The organism is Rhodococcus koreensis, from assembly GCF_017068375.1.
Classification (GTDB): Bacteria; Actinomycetota; Actinomycetes; order Mycobacteriales; family Mycobacteriaceae; genus Rhodococcus_F; species Rhodococcus_F koreensis.
In genome coordinates, this window is the sequence record NZ_CP070609.1 from 1,651,331 (window position 1) to 1,668,565 (window position 17,235).

The 17,235-nt window shown below is 69.1% G+C and carries 12 protein-coding genes, 1 tRNA gene and 1 pseudogene; 4 read left to right on the forward strand and 10 right to left on the reverse strand.

Annotated elements, in window-relative coordinates; genetic code table 11:
• Nucleotides 1-44 precede the first annotated feature (44 nt).
• From thrC to argS, 4 genes and pseudogenes are all read right to left on the reverse strand, one after another.
• Nucleotides 45-1,127 carry a threonine synthase gene (gene thrC, locus JWS14_RS07660; RefSeq protein WP_072946109.1) on the reverse strand — a complete coding sequence of 361 codons (1,083 nt, stop codon included), beginning with the start codon at nt 1,125-1,127 and terminating at the stop codon, nt 45-47.
• Nucleotides 1,124-2,436, reverse strand: a pseudogene (locus tag JWS14_RS07665) (homoserine dehydrogenase). Before JWS14_RS07665 ends, thrC begins: the two are co-directional and overlap by 4 nt.
• Complete coding sequence (gene lysA / locus JWS14_RS07670) at nt 2,433-3,854, reverse strand: diaminopimelate decarboxylase (RefSeq protein ID WP_206012793.1); 1,422 nt, start codon at nt 3,852-3,854, stop codon at nt 2,433-2,435. The pseudogene JWS14_RS07665 and the gene lysA overlap by 4 nt, the downstream one beginning before the upstream one ends.
• Complete coding sequence (gene argS / locus JWS14_RS07675; RefSeq protein ID WP_072946104.1) at nt 3,851-5,503, reverse strand: arginine--tRNA ligase; 1,653 nt, start codon at nt 5,501-5,503, stop codon at nt 3,851-3,853. The genes lysA and argS overlap by 4 nt, the downstream gene beginning before the upstream one ends.
• A gap of 208 nt (nt 5,504-5,711) precedes the next feature.
• Between argS and JWS14_RS07680 the strand changes: the two genes are divergently transcribed.
• Entirely contained in the window at nt 5,712-6,632 is a 921-nt protein-coding gene (locus JWS14_RS07680) for a DUF3105 domain-containing protein (protein ID WP_206012794.1), read from the forward strand.
• Entirely contained in the window at nt 6,625-7,359 is a 735-nt protein-coding gene (locus tag JWS14_RS07685; RefSeq protein WP_206012795.1) for a DUF305 domain-containing protein, read from the forward strand. Before JWS14_RS07680 ends, JWS14_RS07685 begins: the two co-directional genes overlap by 8 nt.
• 9 nt (nt 7,360-7,368) lie before the next feature.
• Here the strand turns inward: JWS14_RS07685 and JWS14_RS07690 are convergent, their stop codons facing one another.
• Complete coding sequence (locus JWS14_RS07690) at nt 7,369-9,771, reverse strand: phosphoketolase family protein (protein WP_206012796.1); 2,403 nt, start codon at nt 9,769-9,771, stop codon at nt 7,369-7,371.
• 166 nt (nt 9,772-9,937) lie between these two features.
• Between JWS14_RS07690 and JWS14_RS07695 the strand changes: the two genes are divergently transcribed.
• Together JWS14_RS07695 and JWS14_RS07700 are read left to right on the forward strand one after the other, a co-directional pair.
• A tRNA-Arg gene (locus JWS14_RS07695) sits at nt 9,938-10,013 on the forward strand.
• A gap of 209 nt (nt 10,014-10,222) precedes the next feature.
• Nucleotides 10,223-11,383 carry a N(5)-(carboxyethyl)ornithine synthase gene (locus JWS14_RS07700; RefSeq protein WP_072946095.1) on the forward strand — a complete coding sequence of 387 codons (1,161 nt, stop codon included), beginning with the start codon at nt 10,223-10,225 and terminating at the stop codon, nt 11,381-11,383.
• 10 nt (nt 11,384-11,393) lie between these two features.
• On the opposite strand, the gene JWS14_RS07705 is transcribed toward JWS14_RS07700, so the two are convergent.
• From JWS14_RS07705 to JWS14_RS07725, 5 genes are read right to left on the reverse strand one after another with little or no spacing between them, the layout of a single operon-like run.
• Complete coding sequence (locus JWS14_RS07705; protein WP_206012797.1) at nt 11,394-13,052, reverse strand: AMP-binding protein; 1,659 nt, start codon at nt 13,050-13,052, stop codon at nt 11,394-11,396.
• A 53-nt stretch (nt 13,053-13,105) separates the two neighbouring features.
• On the reverse strand, nt 13,106-13,894 hold the full coding sequence (locus JWS14_RS07710) for a RhlG family 3-oxoacyl-ACP reductase (protein WP_206012798.1): 789 nt from the start codon (nt 13,892-13,894) through the stop codon (nt 13,106-13,108).
• 27 nt (nt 13,895-13,921) lie between these two features.
• Nucleotides 13,922-14,905 carry an NADPH:quinone oxidoreductase family protein gene (locus JWS14_RS07715; RefSeq protein ID WP_206012799.1) on the reverse strand — a complete coding sequence of 328 codons (984 nt, stop codon included), beginning with the start codon at nt 14,903-14,905 and terminating at the stop codon, nt 13,922-13,924.
• 35 nt (nt 14,906-14,940) lie between these two features.
• Nucleotides 14,941-16,041: an acyl-CoA dehydrogenase family protein gene (locus tag JWS14_RS07720; RefSeq protein ID WP_206012800.1), complete on the reverse strand. Its 1,101-nt coding sequence runs from the start codon at nt 16,039-16,041 to the stop codon at nt 14,941-14,943.
• The gene (locus JWS14_RS07725; protein WP_206012801.1) at nt 16,038-17,228 is read right to left on the reverse strand and encodes an acyl-CoA dehydrogenase family protein; all 1,191 of its coding nucleotides are present in this window, start codon (nt 17,226-17,228) and stop codon (nt 16,038-16,040) included. Before JWS14_RS07725 ends, JWS14_RS07720 begins: the two co-directional genes overlap by 4 nt.
• Between the last annotated feature and the right edge of the window lie 7 nt (nt 17,229-17,235).

Consider the following 17,235-nt stretch of genomic DNA (forward strand, 5'->3'; position numbering starts at 1 on the left):
GGTGGCAGTGTGGTCCTGCGGCGTGGTGGGCGTGGGCGCCCCCACTACGCCAGCTCGAGGGCCGAGGCGACAGCGACAGGGTCGACCGGGATCGGTTGGACCTCAGGCATACCCGCCAACGCCGTGTCGGGGTCCTTGAGGCCGTTACCGGTGACCGTGCAGACGACGGTCAGCCCGGAGTCCAGCCAGCCCTCCTTGCGGGCGGCGAGCAGGCCCGCGACGCTCGCGGCCGACGCCGGTTCGACGAAGACCCCTTCGGTCCTGGCGATCAGCCGGTACGCCTCGAGGATCTCGTCGTCGGTGGCGGCCCGGAAGGCGCCGTGCGACTCTTCCTTGGCGGTGACCGCGCCGTTCCAGGATGCCGGCGAACCGATGCGGATCGCGGTCGCGATGGTCTCCGGGTCCTTCACCGGCGCACCGTGGACGAGCGGCGCCGCGCCCGCGGCCTGGACTCCGAGCATGCGGGGCTTCACGCTGGTGAGCCCGTCCGCGTAGTACTCGGAGTACCCGCGCCAGTAGGCGGTGATGTTGCCGGCGTTGCCGACCGGGAGGGCGTGCACGTCGGGCGCCTTGCCGAGGGCGTCGCAGATCTCGAACGCCGCGGTCTTCTGCCCCTCGATGCGGACCGGGTTGACCGAGTTCACGAGCCCGATCGTGGGGAATTCCGCGGTGGTCTTGCGGGCCAGTTCGAGGCAGTCGTCGAAGTTGCCCTGCACCTGGATGATCCGCGCACCGTGCATGACGGCCTGCGCGAGCTTGCCCATCGCGATCTTGCCCTGCGGCACCAGCACGGCGCAGGTCATCTTCGCCTTGGCGGCGTACGCGGCGGCGGAGGCCGACGTGTTACCCGTGGACGCACACAGGACGGCCTGCTGACCGCGGGCCAGCGCATCGGTGACGGCCATCGTCATGCCGCGGTCCTTGAACGAACCGGTGGGGTTGAGCCCCTCGACCTTCAGGTAGACGTCGCAACCGGTGATCTCCGAGAGATGCCCGGCGGGCAGCAGCGGGGTGCCGCCCTCGCGCAGGGTGACCGTCTTCCAGTTCGGTCCGATGGCGAGGCGGTCGCGGTAAGCCTCGATCAGCCCCGGCCAAGGGGTGTGAACGGGATTACGGGTGCCGGTCATTGTTCGGTGCCTTCCAGTCGCAGCACGCTGGTCACAGCGGTGACGAATTCGAGTTTGCTCAGGGCCTCAACGGTTTCCGACAGGGCAGAATCCGTCGCGACGTGGGTCACGACGACGAGGCGGGCGCCGTCGCCGGCGCCTTCCTGCCGCACGGTGGAGATACTGACGCCGTGCTGCGAGAATTCGGCAGCCACCGCCGACAGGACCCCGGCCTTGTCCGCTACCTGCATGTTGACGTAGTAGCGGGTGGGGATGTCGCCGATCGGCGCGATCTTCAGCTTGGCGTACTTGGACTCGCGGGGTCCGCGGCCGCCGTTCACCTTGTTGCGCGCGGCCATCACCAGGTCGCCCATCACGGCCGACGCGGTGGGGGCGCCGCCGGCGCCCTGACCGTAGAACATCAGGCGCCCGGCGTTCTCCGCCTCGACGACGACCGCGTTGAACGCACCGTTGACCGAGGCCAGCGGGTGCTCCAGCGGCACGAGAGCCGGGTAGACCCGCGCGGAGATCCGCTCCTTGCCCTCGGGGGTGGTGATCCGCTCGCAGATGGACAGCAGCTTGATCGTGCAGTCGAGTGCGCGTGCCGACGTCAGGTCGGCCGCGGTGATCTTGGAGATCCCCTCCGGTACACGTCGGCGGCGGTGACCCGGGTGTGGAACGCGATCGACGCGAGGATGGCAGCCTTGGCCGCGGCGTCGTAGCCCTCCACGTCGGCGGTCGGATCGGCCTCGGCGTATCCCAGGCGTCCGGCCTCGGCGAGGGTCGCGGCGTAGTCCGCGCCGGTCTCGTCCATCGCCGACAGGATGAAGTTGGTGGTCCCGTTCACGATTCCGGCGACCTTGTTCACCCGGTCGCCCGCGAGCGACTGGATCAGCGGGCGGATCACGGGGATGGCGCCCGCCACGGCGGCCTCGAAGTAGAGGTCGACGTTGTGCAGTTCCGCGGCCTCGGCCAGTTCACCGGTGTGATCGGCGAGGAGCGCCTTGTTGGCGGTGACGACAGACTTGCCGGAGTTCAGCGCCGAGAGAATCAGCTTGCGGGGCAGATCCATGCCCCCGATCACCTCGACGACCAGGTCGACGTCGTCGCGGGCCACAAGGGACTCCGCGTCGGTGGTCTGCAACTCCTCGGGAATTCCGCGGTCCTTGCCGGGGCGGCGGACGGCCACTCCACGCAGTTCCAACGGGGCGCCGACGCGAGCCTCGAGGTCTTCGCTGTGCTCCCGCAGGATACGCACGACCTCGCTCCCGACGTTGCCGAGGCCGAGGACGGCCACACCGATAGCGCGATGCGCCGATTCGCTCGTCACTCTTGTACCTCCAAGCTCAACAGGTCTTCCACGGTTTCCCTGCGCAGGATCACGCGCGACTGTCCGTCGCGCACCGCCACCACGGCAGGGCGGGCGAGCAGGTTGTACCTGCTCGACATCGAATAGCAGTATGCACCGGTGGCCGCGACTGCGAGCAAGTCGCCGGCGTCGATGTCCTCGGGCATCCAGGTGTCGCGGATCACGATGTCACCGGATTCGCAGTGCTTGCCGACGACGCGGGACACCACCGGCGCCGCGTCGCTGACCCGCGAGACCAGTTTGGCCTCGTACTCCGCCTGGTACAGCGCGGTGCGGATGTTGTCGCTCATACCGCCGTCGACGCTAACGTACCGGCGGGTGAGGTTGCTGCCGACGGTGACGTCCTTGATGGTGCCGACCTCGTACAGCGTCACCGTTCCCGGTCCGGCGATCGCGCGGCCGGGTTCGACGGCCAGCGTCGGCTCCGGCAGACCGACGAGCGCCGACTCGTGGCGCACGATGTCGCCGAGTTTGGCGGCGAGCTGGTCGACCGGCGGCGGGTCGTCGGTGGGGACGTAGGAAATTCCCATGCCGCCGCCGAGGTCGATGATCGAGATCTGGGCGGTCTTCTCGACGCCGAACTCCGCGACCGCGTCCCGCAGGAGCCCGATCACACGGTGCGCGGCCACCTCGAAGCCGTCGACGTCGAAGATCTGCGAGCCGATGTGACTGTGGAGACCGACGAGACGCAGGTTGTCGGCGGCGAAGACCCGCCGGACCGCGTCGATCGCCTTACCGCCGGCGAGCGAGAACCCGAACTTCTGATCCTCGTGGGCAGTGGAGATGAACTCGTGGGTGTGCGCCTCGACTCCGACCGTCACGCGGATCAGGACGTCCTGCACCACACCGGCTTCGGCGGCCACCTTGTCGAGGCGGTCGATCTCCGTGGCGGAGTCGAGCACGATGTGCCCGACCCGGGCCGACACGGCGGCGGTCAGCTCGGCGACCGATTTGTTGTTGCCGTGCATGGCGATTCGCTCCGCCGGGAATCCGGCATGCAGCGCGACCGCGAGTTCGCCGCCCGACGCGACGTCCAGGGACAGGCCCTCGTCGGCGACCCAGCGGGCGATCTCGCCGCACAGGAACGCCTTGGACGCGTAGTGCACCTTGGCCGTCGGCCCGAAGGCGCGGGCCATGTCGCGGCAGCGGGACCGGAAGTCGTCCTCGTCGACGACGAACAGTGGGGTGCCGTACTTCTCGGCCAGTTCGGTGACCGGGATGCCCGCGAGGCTCACCACTCCGTCCGCGGCGCGGCGGGCGTTGCGGGGCCACACCTCGGGAGAGAGCGCCGCGAATGCGGCCGCGTCGGCGGGACGTTCGGGCAGACCGGGCGCGTGCAGTTGCTCGGCGTGCTTGGGACCGGCGGGGTGCGCGTTCACATCTGCTCCGGTGCGCTGACGCCGAGCAGGGCGAGACCGTTGGCCAGAACCTGACGGGACGCGTCGCACAGCGCCAGTCGCGCGATGTGCAGCGGGCCGACCTCTTCGTCGCCCTGGGGCAGGATGCGGCAGGCACCGTAGAACCGGTGATAGGCACCGGCCAGTTCCTCCAGATACCGCGCGATGCGGTGCGGCTCACGCAGATTCGCGGCGCTGGTCACGACCCGCGGGTACTCGCCGAGGGTGCGGATCAGATCGCCCTCCTGCTCCGAGATCAGCAGCGAGAAGTCGGGATCCGTGACGGCGATGCCGAGGTCGGCGGCGTTGCGGGCGATGGCCGACAGCCGGGCGTGCGCGTACTGCACGTAGTACACCGGGTTCTCGTTGCCGGTGCTCGTCCACAGTTCGAGGTCGATGTCGATGCTCGAATCCACCGAAGACCGGATCATGGCGTACCGCGACGCGTCGACGCCGATCGCCTCGACCAGGTCGTCCAGGGTGATGACGGTGCCGGCACGCTTGCTCATCTTCACGGCCACGCCTTCGCGGACCAGGTTCACCATCTGCCCGATGAGTACCTCGACGGTGTCGGGGTCGTCGCCGAACGCGGCCGCGGCCGCCTTGAGCCGGCCGATGTATCCGTGGTGGTCCGCACCGAGCATGTAGATGCACAGGTCGAAGCCCCGGGAGCGCTTGTCCTGGAAGTAGGCGATGTCACCGGCGATGTACGCCGCGTTGCCGTCGCTCTTGATGACGACCCGGTCCTTGTCGTCGCCGAAGTCGGTGCTCTTGAGCCACCAGGCGCCGTCCTCCTGGAAGAGGTTGCCGGAATCCTTCAGCGTCTCGACGGCCTTCTCCACCGCGCCGGACTCGAACAGCGAGTTCTCGTGGAAGTAGACGTCGAAGTCGACGCCGAACTCGTGCAGGGTGCGCTTGATGTGCGCGAACATCAGGTCGACGCCGATGGCGCGGAAGACCTCCTGCTGCTCGCCCACGGGCAGGTCCAGCACGTCGGGGCGCTGCTGCTGCACCGCGGTGGCGATGTCGGCGATGTAGGCGCCCGCGTATCCGTCCTCGGGGGCGGGTTCGCCCTTGGCGGCGGCGATCAGCGAGCGGGAGAACCGGTCGATCTGGGCGCCGTGGTCGTTGAAGTAGTACTCGCGCGTGACCGCCGCGCCCTGGGTGGACAGGATCCGGCCCAGCGCGTCGCCCACCGCGGCCCAGCGGGTTCCACCGAGGTGGATGGGGCCGGTGGGGTTCGCGGAAACGAACTCGAGGTTGATCTTCTTGCCGTCGAGCGTGTGGCCGGACCCGAAGGCGGCACCCGCCTCGAGGATCTTCGCGACGATCGCGCCCTGCGCGTCGGCGGCCAGGCGGATGTTGAGGAAGCCCGGGCCCGCGATGTCGGCGCTGTCGATGCCCTCGGCCGCGGTCAGCGCGTCGGCGAGCCAGCCGGCCAGCTCACGCGGGTTGGTACCGACCTTCTTGGCCACCTGCATCGCGACGTTGGTGGCGTAATCGCCGTGCTCGGGATTGCGCGGACGCTCGACCGTGAGAGTTTCGGGAAGCACGGACACGTCGAGTCCGCGTTCGGCGAGCACTTTCGCGGCGGTTCCGCGGAGCAGTTCGGCAAGGTCAGCTGGAGTCACAGGTATCTATCCTATGGCCAACGCGTCCCGAGCGGTGATCCGGCTTCCCGCGAGTCCCGGCGACCGCCGGCGAGCGTGGGCCCGGCCACTCTCCCAGGTTGCGCTCAGGGTGGGTAAGTACAGTGGGATCGCCCTGAGTCCCGGCTCTCAGCTCCCGGTCACCGGGGGGTCGAGCGCCCGTAACCCACACACCGAAAGATCACAATCGATGCCAAGCGGTTCGGAAAGTCGCGGTCCCGATAAGAACTCGGGCGCGAAGTCGGCGAAGGCCATCAAGGCCGCCAAGAAGAAGAGCGGCGGCGCGAAAGTCAAGGGCGGCGCGTCCGCTCCGCGGAACATCCCGTGGCTGACGATCGGTGCCGGAGCGGCCGTTCTCGCACTCGTGGCGGTCCTCGCGATCAACCTGGTTCCCAAGTATCAGGCCAAGGAAGAGGCCGCGAAGTACGCGCCGAGCGCCGAGAACCCCGATCCGTCGGTCAACATCGACGGCGTCGTGAAGGTCGACTACCCGGCAGGCATCCACATCCAGCCGACGCAGCGCGTCGCGTACGACCAGTCGCCGCCGTTCGGCGGCCCGCACGACGCCATCTGGGCGACGTGCACCGGCACGGTCTACCCGAACGCGATCCGCACCGAGAACGCGGTGCACTCGCTCGAGCACGGCGCCGTGTGGATCGCCTACAACCCGGACGAGCTGTCCGCCGACCAGGTCGAGACGCTGAAGGACAAGGTGGACGGCGAGACGTACACGCTGCTGTCGCCGTACCCGGGCCTCGACAGCCCCGTCTCCGTGCAGTCGTGGGGCCACCAGCTGAAGGTGGACAGCGTCGACGACAAGCGCATCGACCAGTTCATCACCGCGCTGCGGATCAACAAGAACACGTATCCCGAGGTCGGCGCGAGCTGCTCGTCCATCCCGGGCTCCGGTTTCGACCCGGACAACCCGCCGCCGTTCGACCCGTCCACGCCGGGCGCGGACGCGGTGCCGATGGACGGTGGCGGTATCAACCCCGACCAGTCGGAATCCGGCGGCGCGGGAGCGCAGCTGCCGAGCGGCATGCAGCTCCCGTCCGACCTGCAGCTGCCGTCCGATCTGCAGCAGGCCCCGGCCGAGGGCGGCAATGGCTAGTTCCGCCGACACCGGGCACGGACCCGAGACCGATTCCGTCGACGAGGCGACCCCGGCCCGGCCCAGTCAGCGCACAGCGCTCCTGGTCATCGGGCTGATCGGCGCCATCGCCCTCGGATTCGCGCTCGGGTTCCTCGCCCGGCTTCCGCTCGAGGACTCCGGTACCCCGGTCCCCGAGGCCGGTTCCGTCGATGTCGGATTCGCGCAGGACATGAGCGTGCATCACAGCCAGGCGGTGGAGATGTCGGCGATTGCGCTGGCCAATGCCACCGACCCGGCGGTCCGCAGCCTCGCATACGACATCCTCACCACACAGCAGAACCAGCTCGGACAGATGCAGGGCTGGCTCGCGCTGTGGGATCAACCGGCGCTGCCGTCCGGCGGCTACATGGGCTGGATGGAGTCGGAGCACTCGGACGGTCACACCCACGGGACCGCCGAGAACACGCACATGGGGTCGATGTCGAAGATGCCCGGCATGGCGTCCTCGGAGGACATGGCCGCGTTGCGTCAGGCCACCGGGCCGGCCGTCGACGTCCTGTACCTCCAGCTGATGCTGCGGCACCACCAGGGCGGGCTCCCGATGATGGAGTACGCGGCCCAGCACGCGTCGGAAGACGCGGTCCGCAGCCTCGCTCAGACGATGGTGGACACCCAGCAGAGCGAAGCGACGGTGATGACGAACATGCTCACCGCGAAGGGCGCCGCTCCCCTGCCGATGAACTGACGTCCGGCGTCACGACCACGTCCAGTCGCGCACCTCGGGCATGTCCTCGAGGTGCGCGACGACGTATTCGCCGTGCCGTTCGAGTTGCCGGAGGCAGAAGTCGGCCAACTCCGTGGCACCGGCCGGTTCGCGCCGCGTGCGGCGCAGCGCGGCGAGGGCGAGGTGGTAGCGGCTCATCCGGTTGAGCACGACCATGTCGAACGGTGTGGTCGTGGTGCCCTGTTCGCTGAAGCCGCGGACATGGAAGCGGTCCGGTGCGGGACGTCCGTGCATCAACTCGTGGACGGCGCGCGAGTACCCGTGGAACGCGAACACCACGTGGGTGTCCGCGGTGAAGAGGTCGAGGAAGGTGCGCGCGTCGAATCCGTGCGGGTGCTCGGTGGGTGTGAGCAGCCCCATCAGGTCGACGACGTTGACCACCCGGGTGACCAGTTCCGGGGTGTGTTCGCGCAGCAACTGCGCTGCGGCGAGGACTTCCTGGGTCGGGACGTCCCCGGCGGCGGCGAGCACGACGTCCGGTTCGGTGCCCGCAGAAGACTCCGTTCCCGCCCACTCCCACACCGACGCCCCGGCCGCGCAGTGCGCGTGTGCCTCCGTGAGGGTCAGGTACTGCAGGTGCGGCTGCTTGTCGACCACGACGAGGTTGACGTGATCGGTGCTGCGGAGGCAGTGGTCGGCGATCGAGAGCAAGGTATTCGAGTCCGGTGGGAGCCACACCCGGACCACGTCCGGTGCGAGCGGGATGACGGCGTCGATCATTCCCGGCCCCTGGTGGCTGAACCCGTTGTGGTCGTTGCGCCAGCAGGTGCTGGTCAGCAGGACGTTCAGCGAAGCCACCGGCGCGCGCCACGGCAGATCCACCGCATGCTGCAGCCACTTGGTGTGCTGGACGAGCATCGACACGCTCACCATCGCGAACGCCTCGTAGCTCGCGAACAGTCCGTGCCGCCCCGACAGCAGGTACCCCTCCAGCCAGCCCTCGCAGAGGTGCTCGCTGAGCACCTCCATCACCCGGCCACGGGCCGACAGTCCGTCGTCGTAGTCGGTGACCGGGAGCTGCCAGCACCGGTCCGTCACCTCGAAGACGGCGCCCAATCGGTTGCTGGACGTTTCGTCCGGGCAGAACAGCCGGAAGTATCCACCGCCGTCGGGCGTGGTGGTGGCGGCGTAGAGGTCGCGGAGCAGTTCCCCGAGCACCCGGGTGGTCTCGTGGTGGGTGGTGCCGGGTTTCTCGATCGGGAGCGCGTACTTCTCCAGGGGCAGTACCGGAAGATCCGCGCGCAGGCGACCGCCGTTCGCATACGGCGACGAACCCATCCTCTTGTCGCCCTGCGGCGCCAGCCGCACGAGGTCCGGCACGAGTGCGCCGGACGAGTCGAACAGTTCGTCCGGGCGGTACGACCGCATCCACTCCTCGAGTTGACGCAAATGGGCCTCGTCGGTGCGAACCCCCGACAGCGGAACCTGGTGCGCCCGGTGCGTGCCCTCGACGAGCACGCCGTCGACGGTGTGCGGACCGGTCCAGCCCTTGGGGGTCCGCAGCACGATCGCCGGCCACTTGGCGGCGCTGCGCCTGCCTGCCCGCGCCTCCCGCCGAAGGTCGGAGATCGCGGTGTGTGCGTCGGTCAGCGCGCGATGCAGCGCGGGGAAGACCTGCCGCGGGTCGTCGCCCGAGACGACGACCGGCGCCCACCCCTGACCGCCGAGGAACGCTTCGACGTCGGCGTCGCTGCTGCGGCCGTGGACGGTGGGCCCGGCGATCTTCGCGCCGTTGACGTGCAGGATCGGCAACACCGCACCGTCGCGTTCCGGATTGAGGAATGCGGGCAGTTTCCACGACGCGGACAGTGGTCCCGTCTCCGCCTCTCCGTCTCCGATCACGCACGCCACCAACAGATTCGGGTGGTCGAACGCCGCCCCGGCGGCGTGTGCGAGCGCATAACCGAGTTCGCCGCCCTCGTGGATGCTGCCCGGAGTCTGCACGCTGACGTGACTCGGGATGCCGCCCGGCGTCGAGAACTGCCTGCAGAGCCGGTGGATACCGGCGGCGTCGCGGGACACGCCCGGATACACCTCCGAGTACGTCCCCTCCAGGTACGTGGCGGCGACGAGCGCCGGACCACCGTGACCGGGACCGGTCACGTAGAGACAATCGGTGTCGGTCCGGCGGATGAGACGGTTCAGCAGGGCGTAGATCATCGACAGCCCCGGACTCGTTCCCCAGTGCCCGAGCAGCCGGGGTTTGATGTGGTCCGGGCGCAACGGCTCCCGCAGAAGCGTGTTGTCCTGCAGGTAGATCTGCGCGACCGTCAGGTAGTTGGCCGCCGCCCACCACCGCAGGTCCGACTCGAGGTCGGCATCGGAATAGTGCCTGTCGGAATCCTGCGACCCCGGCTGCCGTACATCGGTCATTCTCGACCCCTCCCCGAGAGTTCGCGAGCGTCCACGTCCTCCCGACACTAGGCGTGTTCGGGCCTCTACCGGGGCGAGTCCACGAAGTAGGGGGACCGATTTGGTCGATCCCCCTACCTATGCGCTACCATTGGCCAGCCCAATCGGCACACCGGTTTTCCGGTGCGCCCCCGTAGCTCAGGGGATAGAGCGTTCGCCTCCGGAGCGAAAGGTCGCAGGTTCGAATCCTGCCGGGGGCACCACGAGAAAATGCGCCGCATTGCCGCGGCGCAGTTTTCTCTGGTGCTACCAGTCTTCCCCGAGTGATCTCCTCGGGCCTTGTCGAGAGCTGCAGCCGCGCCGGCAGATGCCGCGCACATCGATCGAACGCTGGCCTCCTCCATTGCAGGTTCCGCGGCAACAACTCTCTGCCGAAGACTCTCTCCGGCAGTGTCGACCAAGGGACACCCCTGTGCAGCAACACCGCTCTCATCCACTCACCCTCGGCGTCGTCGCGCGTTCGAGTAAGACCGACGAACGCCGGCTCCCGATCCATCCGCTCCACTTCGACCGGATCGACGCCGACCTCCGCGGGCGCATCCATCTCGAGTACGGCTACGGCGAACCCTTCGGCGTGTCCGACGAGCAGCTGGCCCCGTCGGTGGGAGGACTGCGCACCCGGGAGCAGCTGATCGAGCACTCCGACGTCCTCCTGCTGCCCAAACCTCTCGCGAAGGATCTGGCGGACCTGCGTGACGGCCAGATCCTGTGGGGGTGGCCGCACTGCGTCCAGGACACCGAGCTTACCCAGGTGGCCGTCGATCGTCACCTCACGTTGATCGCGTTCGAGGCCATGAACCACTGGAGCGCCGAGGGGTCGTTCCAGCTCCATGTCTTCCACAAGAACAACGAACTCGCCGGATACAGCTCGGTGTTGCACGCGCTGTCGATCGCGGGTTCGACCGGCGACTACGGTCGCCGCCTCCGCGCGGTGGTACTCGGCTTCGGTGCGACCGCCCGCGGCGCCGTGACCGCACTGAACGCCCTGGGCATCCACGACGTCCACGTCGTCACCCAGCGCGGGGTCACCGCCGTGAGCTCGCCGATCCACTCCGCGGAGATCGTGCAGTTCGATCACGACGACGCCGATCCGCGCCGCAGTCACGTCACCACGGACGAGGGCCGGATGCCGCTCGCCGGGTTCCTCGCCCGGCACGACATCATCGTCAACTGCGTCCTGCAGGACACGGAGTCGCCGCTGACGTTCCTGATCGACTCGGACGTCGAGACCCTCCTGCCCGGCAGCCTGGTCGTCGATGTGTCCTGCGACGAGGGAATGGGCTTCAGCTGGGCCCGGCCCACGTCGTTCGCCGATCCGACGTTCATGATCGGTGAGAACGTCCGCTACTACGCGGTCGATCACAGCCCGTCCCACCTGTGGAATTCGGCGACCTGGGAGATCAGCGAGGCCTTGCTCCCCCACCTGGGGACGGTCCTCGACGGACCCGCCGCCTGGGACCGCAGCGACACCATCCTGCGGGCCGTCGAGATCCGCGACGGAGTGGTGCAGAACCCCAGGATCCTGTCGTTCCAGCACCGCGCGGCGGAGTACCCGCACCCTGTCGTCGCCTGATCGACCGGGCTCAGGCCGGGGCGCTGCGGCGCATTTCGCGCCGGAGGATCTTTCCGCTGGCCGTCTTGGGTAGTTCGTCGACGATTTCGACGCGCCTCGGGGCCTTGTAGCTCGCCAGCCGCTCCCGGCAGTACTCGACGAGGTCGTCCGTCTCGACCGTCGGCCCGGGGCGGAGGCTGACGAACGCTGCGACGGTCTCGCCGCGGTAGCTGTCCGGCTCGCCGACGACGGCGGCCTCCCGGACCGCCGGGTGCCGGTACAGCACGTCTTCGACCTCGCGGGGCCAGACCTTGAACCCGGACGCGTTGATCATGTCCTTCTTACGATCGACGACGTACACCCAGCCCTGGGCGTCCATGAATCCCACGTCGCCGGTGAGCAACCGGCCGCCCGGCAGCGACTGCGCCGTGGCGTCCGGTTTGTTCCAGTACGCGGGCACGACCATCGGCCCGTCGACGGCGATCTCCCCGACTTCGAGTGGATCGACGTCCTGCCCGTCCTCCCCGACTATCCGGATCACAGCGGAGGGAAGGGGCAGGCCGATCGCCAGCGTGCCCGACGACGGATCGACCGGCGCCTCCATGTTCGGCGGGACGACGACGCACGGCGCGCTGGTCTCGGTGAGCCCGTAGCCGTTGCGGATGTACTTTCCGGTCAGCTCCCGGAACCGTTCGACGATGGCGGGCGGCAGCGGGGCGCCACCGGACATCACGGCCTCCAGCGAGGCGAAGCGCTCACCGGAGAAGTCGGGGTGGGCCATCAGCGCCATGTAGGCGGTGGACGGGCCGACCATGAACACCGGCCGCTCCTGCTCGAGGGCGTCGAGCACGACCCCTGCGTCGAACCGGTACGCGAGGATCAGCGGCGACGCCAGGTCGATCGCGGTGAGCAACTGGCACACCATGCCCGTGATGTGGAACAGCGGCGCCATCGCGAAGATCGGCGAACCGGCGGGCTTGCTCTCGTACAGGCGCAGGATCGAACTGTTGACGGTGAGATTCCGGTGGGTGTTGGTCGCTCCCTTGGGGACTCCACTCGTTCCGGAGGTGTAGGACACGAGCGCGATGTCGTCCGGGACCAGACCGGGATCGGGTACGTCGGCCCCCGCGCGCGCCTTGGCCACCTCGAGCAGGTCCGGCACGCCCTCGGCGCGCGCCCGGGTCATTCCCCCGAAGACCCGTGGGTCGCCGGACGTCTGGATGTCGAGTTCGCTCGCGGTCAGCGCGATCCGCACTCCCGCGGCGGACGCCCGCTCCGCCACCCGATCGGCCCACGCGTTCTCGCTGCACACGATCGCGGTGACTCCGGCGTCGGTGAGGATGTGGGAGAGCTCGTCCCGGTACATCGGGTTCAGCGGGACGACGACACCGCCTGCCTTCCACGTGCCGAGCAACGCCAGCACGAACTGCGGGATGTTCTGCAGGTAGATCGCGAGCCGGTCGCCCTTCCCGAACCCGTTCTCGGTGAGGTAGGCGGCCACACCGTCGCTGAGTTCGTCGACCTCGCGGTAGTCGAGGGTGCCGCCGAGGTACCGGATGGCCGGCCCGCCCGGGGCGGATTCGACCGCGGCGGAGAACATGTCGAGCGCCGTCCGGGCGGGGATCTCCCCCACCGAACGCGTGTTCTCGTCGTACCGGTTCATCCAGGGCCTGTCGTCGTACCAGCTCATCGCCGCCGTACCGCCTCTCGCTCGTTCCGTGTCCGACTGTGTGACGTGCTGCTTCAGCGTGTTCCCGAGATCCCGCCGTCGACGGGGACGACGGTGCCGGTGAGGTAGGCCCCGGCGCGCGAGGAGAGGAAGATCGCGGTGCCGGCGACGTCTTCCGGTGTGCCGACCCGGCCGAGCGGCACCGAACCCTCGACCGCCTCCTTCCGCTCCGGGTCGTCGAGGATGAACGCCATCATCTTGCTCGGAAATGGTCCCGGCGCAATGGCATTGACGGTGATCCGCTCGGCGGCCAGCGCCGCGGCGAGCTTGCGGGTGAGCATGTGGACCGCGGCCTTGCTCGCCCCGTACGAGAAGTTCTCGGTACCCGACACCACGAGTCCGTCGATCGACCCGATGTTGATCACCCGGGCGGGGTCACCGTCCGTCGCCGCGGCCCGCAGACTCGGCAGCAATGCCTGGGTGAGCAGGAACACGCCCTTGACGTTGATGTCGAAGATCTTGTCGAACCCGGCGGCGGGGAAATCGTCGACCGGCGCACCCCACGTCGCTCCGGCGTTGTTCACCAGGACGTCCAGCCGGGGCGACACCTCGGCGACCCGTGCGACGAGGCCTTCGATCCCCTCCTCGGTGGACAGGTCGGCGGGGTGCGCGTGGCACGTCCCCGGTCCGGCGGCGGACAGTTCGGCCGCGGCCTTCTCACACGCCTCGGCCTTGCGGGCGGAGATGATCACGGTCGCCCCGGCCAGGACGAATCCCTGGGCGATCATCCGGCCGATACCCCGCGAACCTCCGGTGACCACCACGGTCTTGCCCGCGACGTCGAACAGCGAACCTACGTCCATGTGCGTTCCCTTCAGGGTTGGAAGACTTCAGGGTTGGAAGACGAGACGACCGACGGTGCTGCCGTCACCGAGCCTGCCGATGCCGTCGGCCACGTCCGCGAGCGAGAGCCGCTCGCTGATGAGCGGCGTGATCGCACCGGAATCGGCGAGACGGGTCAGTTCCTCGTGACAGTCGGCGATCGCCTGCTGGTTGTACTGCTTGTACAGACCCCAGTGCAGTCCGATGATCGAGTAGTTCTTGATCAGGGCGTGATTGAGACCGGGGGTCGGGATGGTGCCGCCGGCGAAGCCGATGATCAGGATCCGGCCTTCGAACGCGATGCACTTGGTGGACTTCGCGTAGGCGTCGCCGCCGACCGGGTCGTAGACGACGTCCGCGCCGCGTCCGCCGGTGAATTCCTTGACCAGCGGAACGAAATCGTCGGTGTGCCGGTCGATCACCAGATCCGCCCCCAGCCGGCGGCAGTACTCGACCTTGTCGGCGCCTCCGACGACGCCGATCACCTTCGCTCCCGCGGCCTTGCCCAATTGCACTGCGGCGCTGCCCACTCCGCCCGCGGCGGCGTGGACGAGCAGCGTCTCCCCCGGCTTCAGCTGGGTGCGGCGGTGGAGAGCGAACCAGCTCGTCTGGTAGCCGATGCTCAACGCCGACGCCTCGGCGTCGTCGAGCGCGGACGGGGCGGCGAACGTGTTGGTCTCGTCCATCACGGCCATCTGGGCGAATCCGCCGCCGGGCAGGTTGGGGTTGCCGATCACCCGGTCGCCGACGGCGAAGCGGGTCACGCCGTCCCCGGCCGCCACTACTTCACCGCACAGTTCAACTCCGGGTGTGAACGGCAGCGGCGGCTTGATCTGGTATTCGCCGCGGCACAGCAGCACGTCGGGGAAGTTCGCCGGGGCGGCGAGAACTTTCACCAGCACCTGGCCGGGGCCTGCCGTCGGGTCCGGGACCTCCTCGAGTTGCAGCGCGGTGCGCGGCTCGCCGAGTTCGTGGACACGCCATGCCTTCATGGATTGCTTCCTGACTGTCGGTGGTGGGGCTCGGGTTACGCGGGCAGGTCGGCCAGGTCGGCGAGGCGCGCGCGGTGACGGTAGGCGGTGCCGAACGCGAGCTGATCGCTCTTCGCCCTCTTCAGATACAGGTGCGCGGGATATTCCCACGTCATGCCGATGCCGCCGTGCAACTGGATGCACTCCTCGGCGGCGTGGACGGCGACGTCGCTGCAGTACGCCTGCGCGACGGCAGCCGCGACCTCGGCGTCCGCGTCGCCCCGGGCGGCGGTGTCCGCGGCGTAGCGGGCAGCGGCGGCCGCGGAGGTGACTTCGAGCCACAGGTCGGCGAGGCGGTGCTTGATCGCCTGGAACGACCCGACGGCGCGGCCGAACTGGGTTCGCTCCTTGGCGTACGCCAGGGTCGTCTCGAAGCACCACTGCGCGAGCCCGAGTTGCTCGGAGGCGAGCAGTGCGGCGCCGAGAACGAGGGCCTCACGGACCGCCGCCGCGGCGTTGCCGTCGTCGATGCGGGTGGCGGCGGCGGCGTCGAACGCGACGTCCGACAGTGGCCGGGTCATGTCGAGCGCGAGCACGGGCGTGACCGTGACACCGGCGGTGCCGGCGGGCACCGTGTGCAGTTCGAGTCCGTCCGGACCCTCGACCGGCACGATCAGGATGTCGGCCTCCGAGACGCCCGCGACACTGGTCACGGTGCCGGTCAGAGCGTCGCCCTCCCGGCGCACGGTCGGGGTGAACAGTCCCGGTGCGGTCGCGAGACCGACCGTGAGCGCACCGGTGGTGGTGCCGTCGGCGAGTGCGCCGACCGTCTCGGTGTCGCCCGCCTTCAGCAGCGCGACCGTCGCGAGTACGGCGCTGGACAGGTACGGGACGGGTGCGACGGCGCGCCCGATCTCCTCCATGACCACCGCGGCCTCACGTGCGCTCGCCCCGGCGCCGCCCAGTTCCTCGGGGACGAGCAGGCCGGCCAGGCCGAGTTCGACGGCGAGCGATTTCCACACCCCGGAGAAGTCGGCGGGCGTCCCGTCGTACGCCCCGACGACCAGCTCGTGCGCGCAGCGGTCGGCGAGCAGCCGGCGGACGCTGTCGCGCAGGGCATCTTCCGTGTCGGAGTACAGCAGATCTGCGGTGTTCATCGGGGCAGGTCCTTCCAGGCGATGTCCTTGTCGACGCGGTGCTCCGGCGGGAGGCCGAGGACGCGTTCCGCGATGACGTTGCGCAGGATCTCGGACGTGCCGCCCTCGATCGAGTTGCCTTTCGCGCGCAGGTACCGGTATCCGGGTTCGCGGCCGGTGAAGTCGACCTTGTCCGGGCGGCGCATGCTCCAGTCGTCGTAGCGCAGCCCGGCCTCAGCGTGGAGTTCGATGTCGAAACCCGAGATGGTCTGCGCGAGCCGGGCGAAGGCCAGCTTCAGGCCGGATCCCTCGGGGCCGGGCTGCCCGGCCTCGAGTTGCTGCCGCAGCCGTTCACCGGTCAGCCGGGCGACTTCCGCTTCGACCCACAGCCGGAGCAGTTCGTCGTGCATCGCGGGGTCGCGGAGCTCGGGTTGTTCGCGCCAGGCGCGGGCGACCGGTCCGATCATGCCGCTCTCGCGGGCGGCCGCGGAACCGCCGATCGCGACCCGTTCGTTGTTGAGGGTCGCGGTGGCCACCCGCCAGCCCTGTCCCTCATCGCCGAGCCGATCGGAATCGGGAATGTGGACGTCGGTGAGGAACACTTCGTTGAACTCGGCCTCACCGGTGATCTGCCGCAGCGGCCGGACGTCGATTCCGGGATCGCTCATGTCGCACAGGAAGTAGGTGAGCCCGGCGTGCTTGGGCACCGACGGATCCGTGCGGGCCACGAGGATGGCCATCTGCGCGTTCTGCGCCCCCGATGTCCACACCTTCTGCCCGTTGACCGTCCAGCCGTCACCCTCACGGACGGCTCGCGTCGCGACGGCGGCGAGGTCGGAACCCGCCCCCGGTTCGCTGAACAGCTGGCAGTAGATGTGCTCGCCGGTGAAGATCGGCCGAAGGTACTTCTGCTGCTGTTCGTCGGTGCCGAACGCGGCGATGGTCGGCGCGGCCATGCCCAGTCCGATCCCGTTGCGGCTCTTCGCCGGGCCGGGCGCCCCTGCGGCCTCGAGTTCGGCGTCGACCTGCGCCTGGAAGCTCTGCGGCAGACCCAGACCGCCGCGCCCGGGCGGGAAGTGGACCCATGCGAGGCCGGCGTCGAATCGGGCCCCGAGGAACCGGGCCGGATCCGACTGGTCGTTCTGTTCCAGGAGGGTCGCGATGCGGCCGCTCAGGTCGCGTGCGATCGCCTGTTCGTCAGTGCTCATCGTCCTC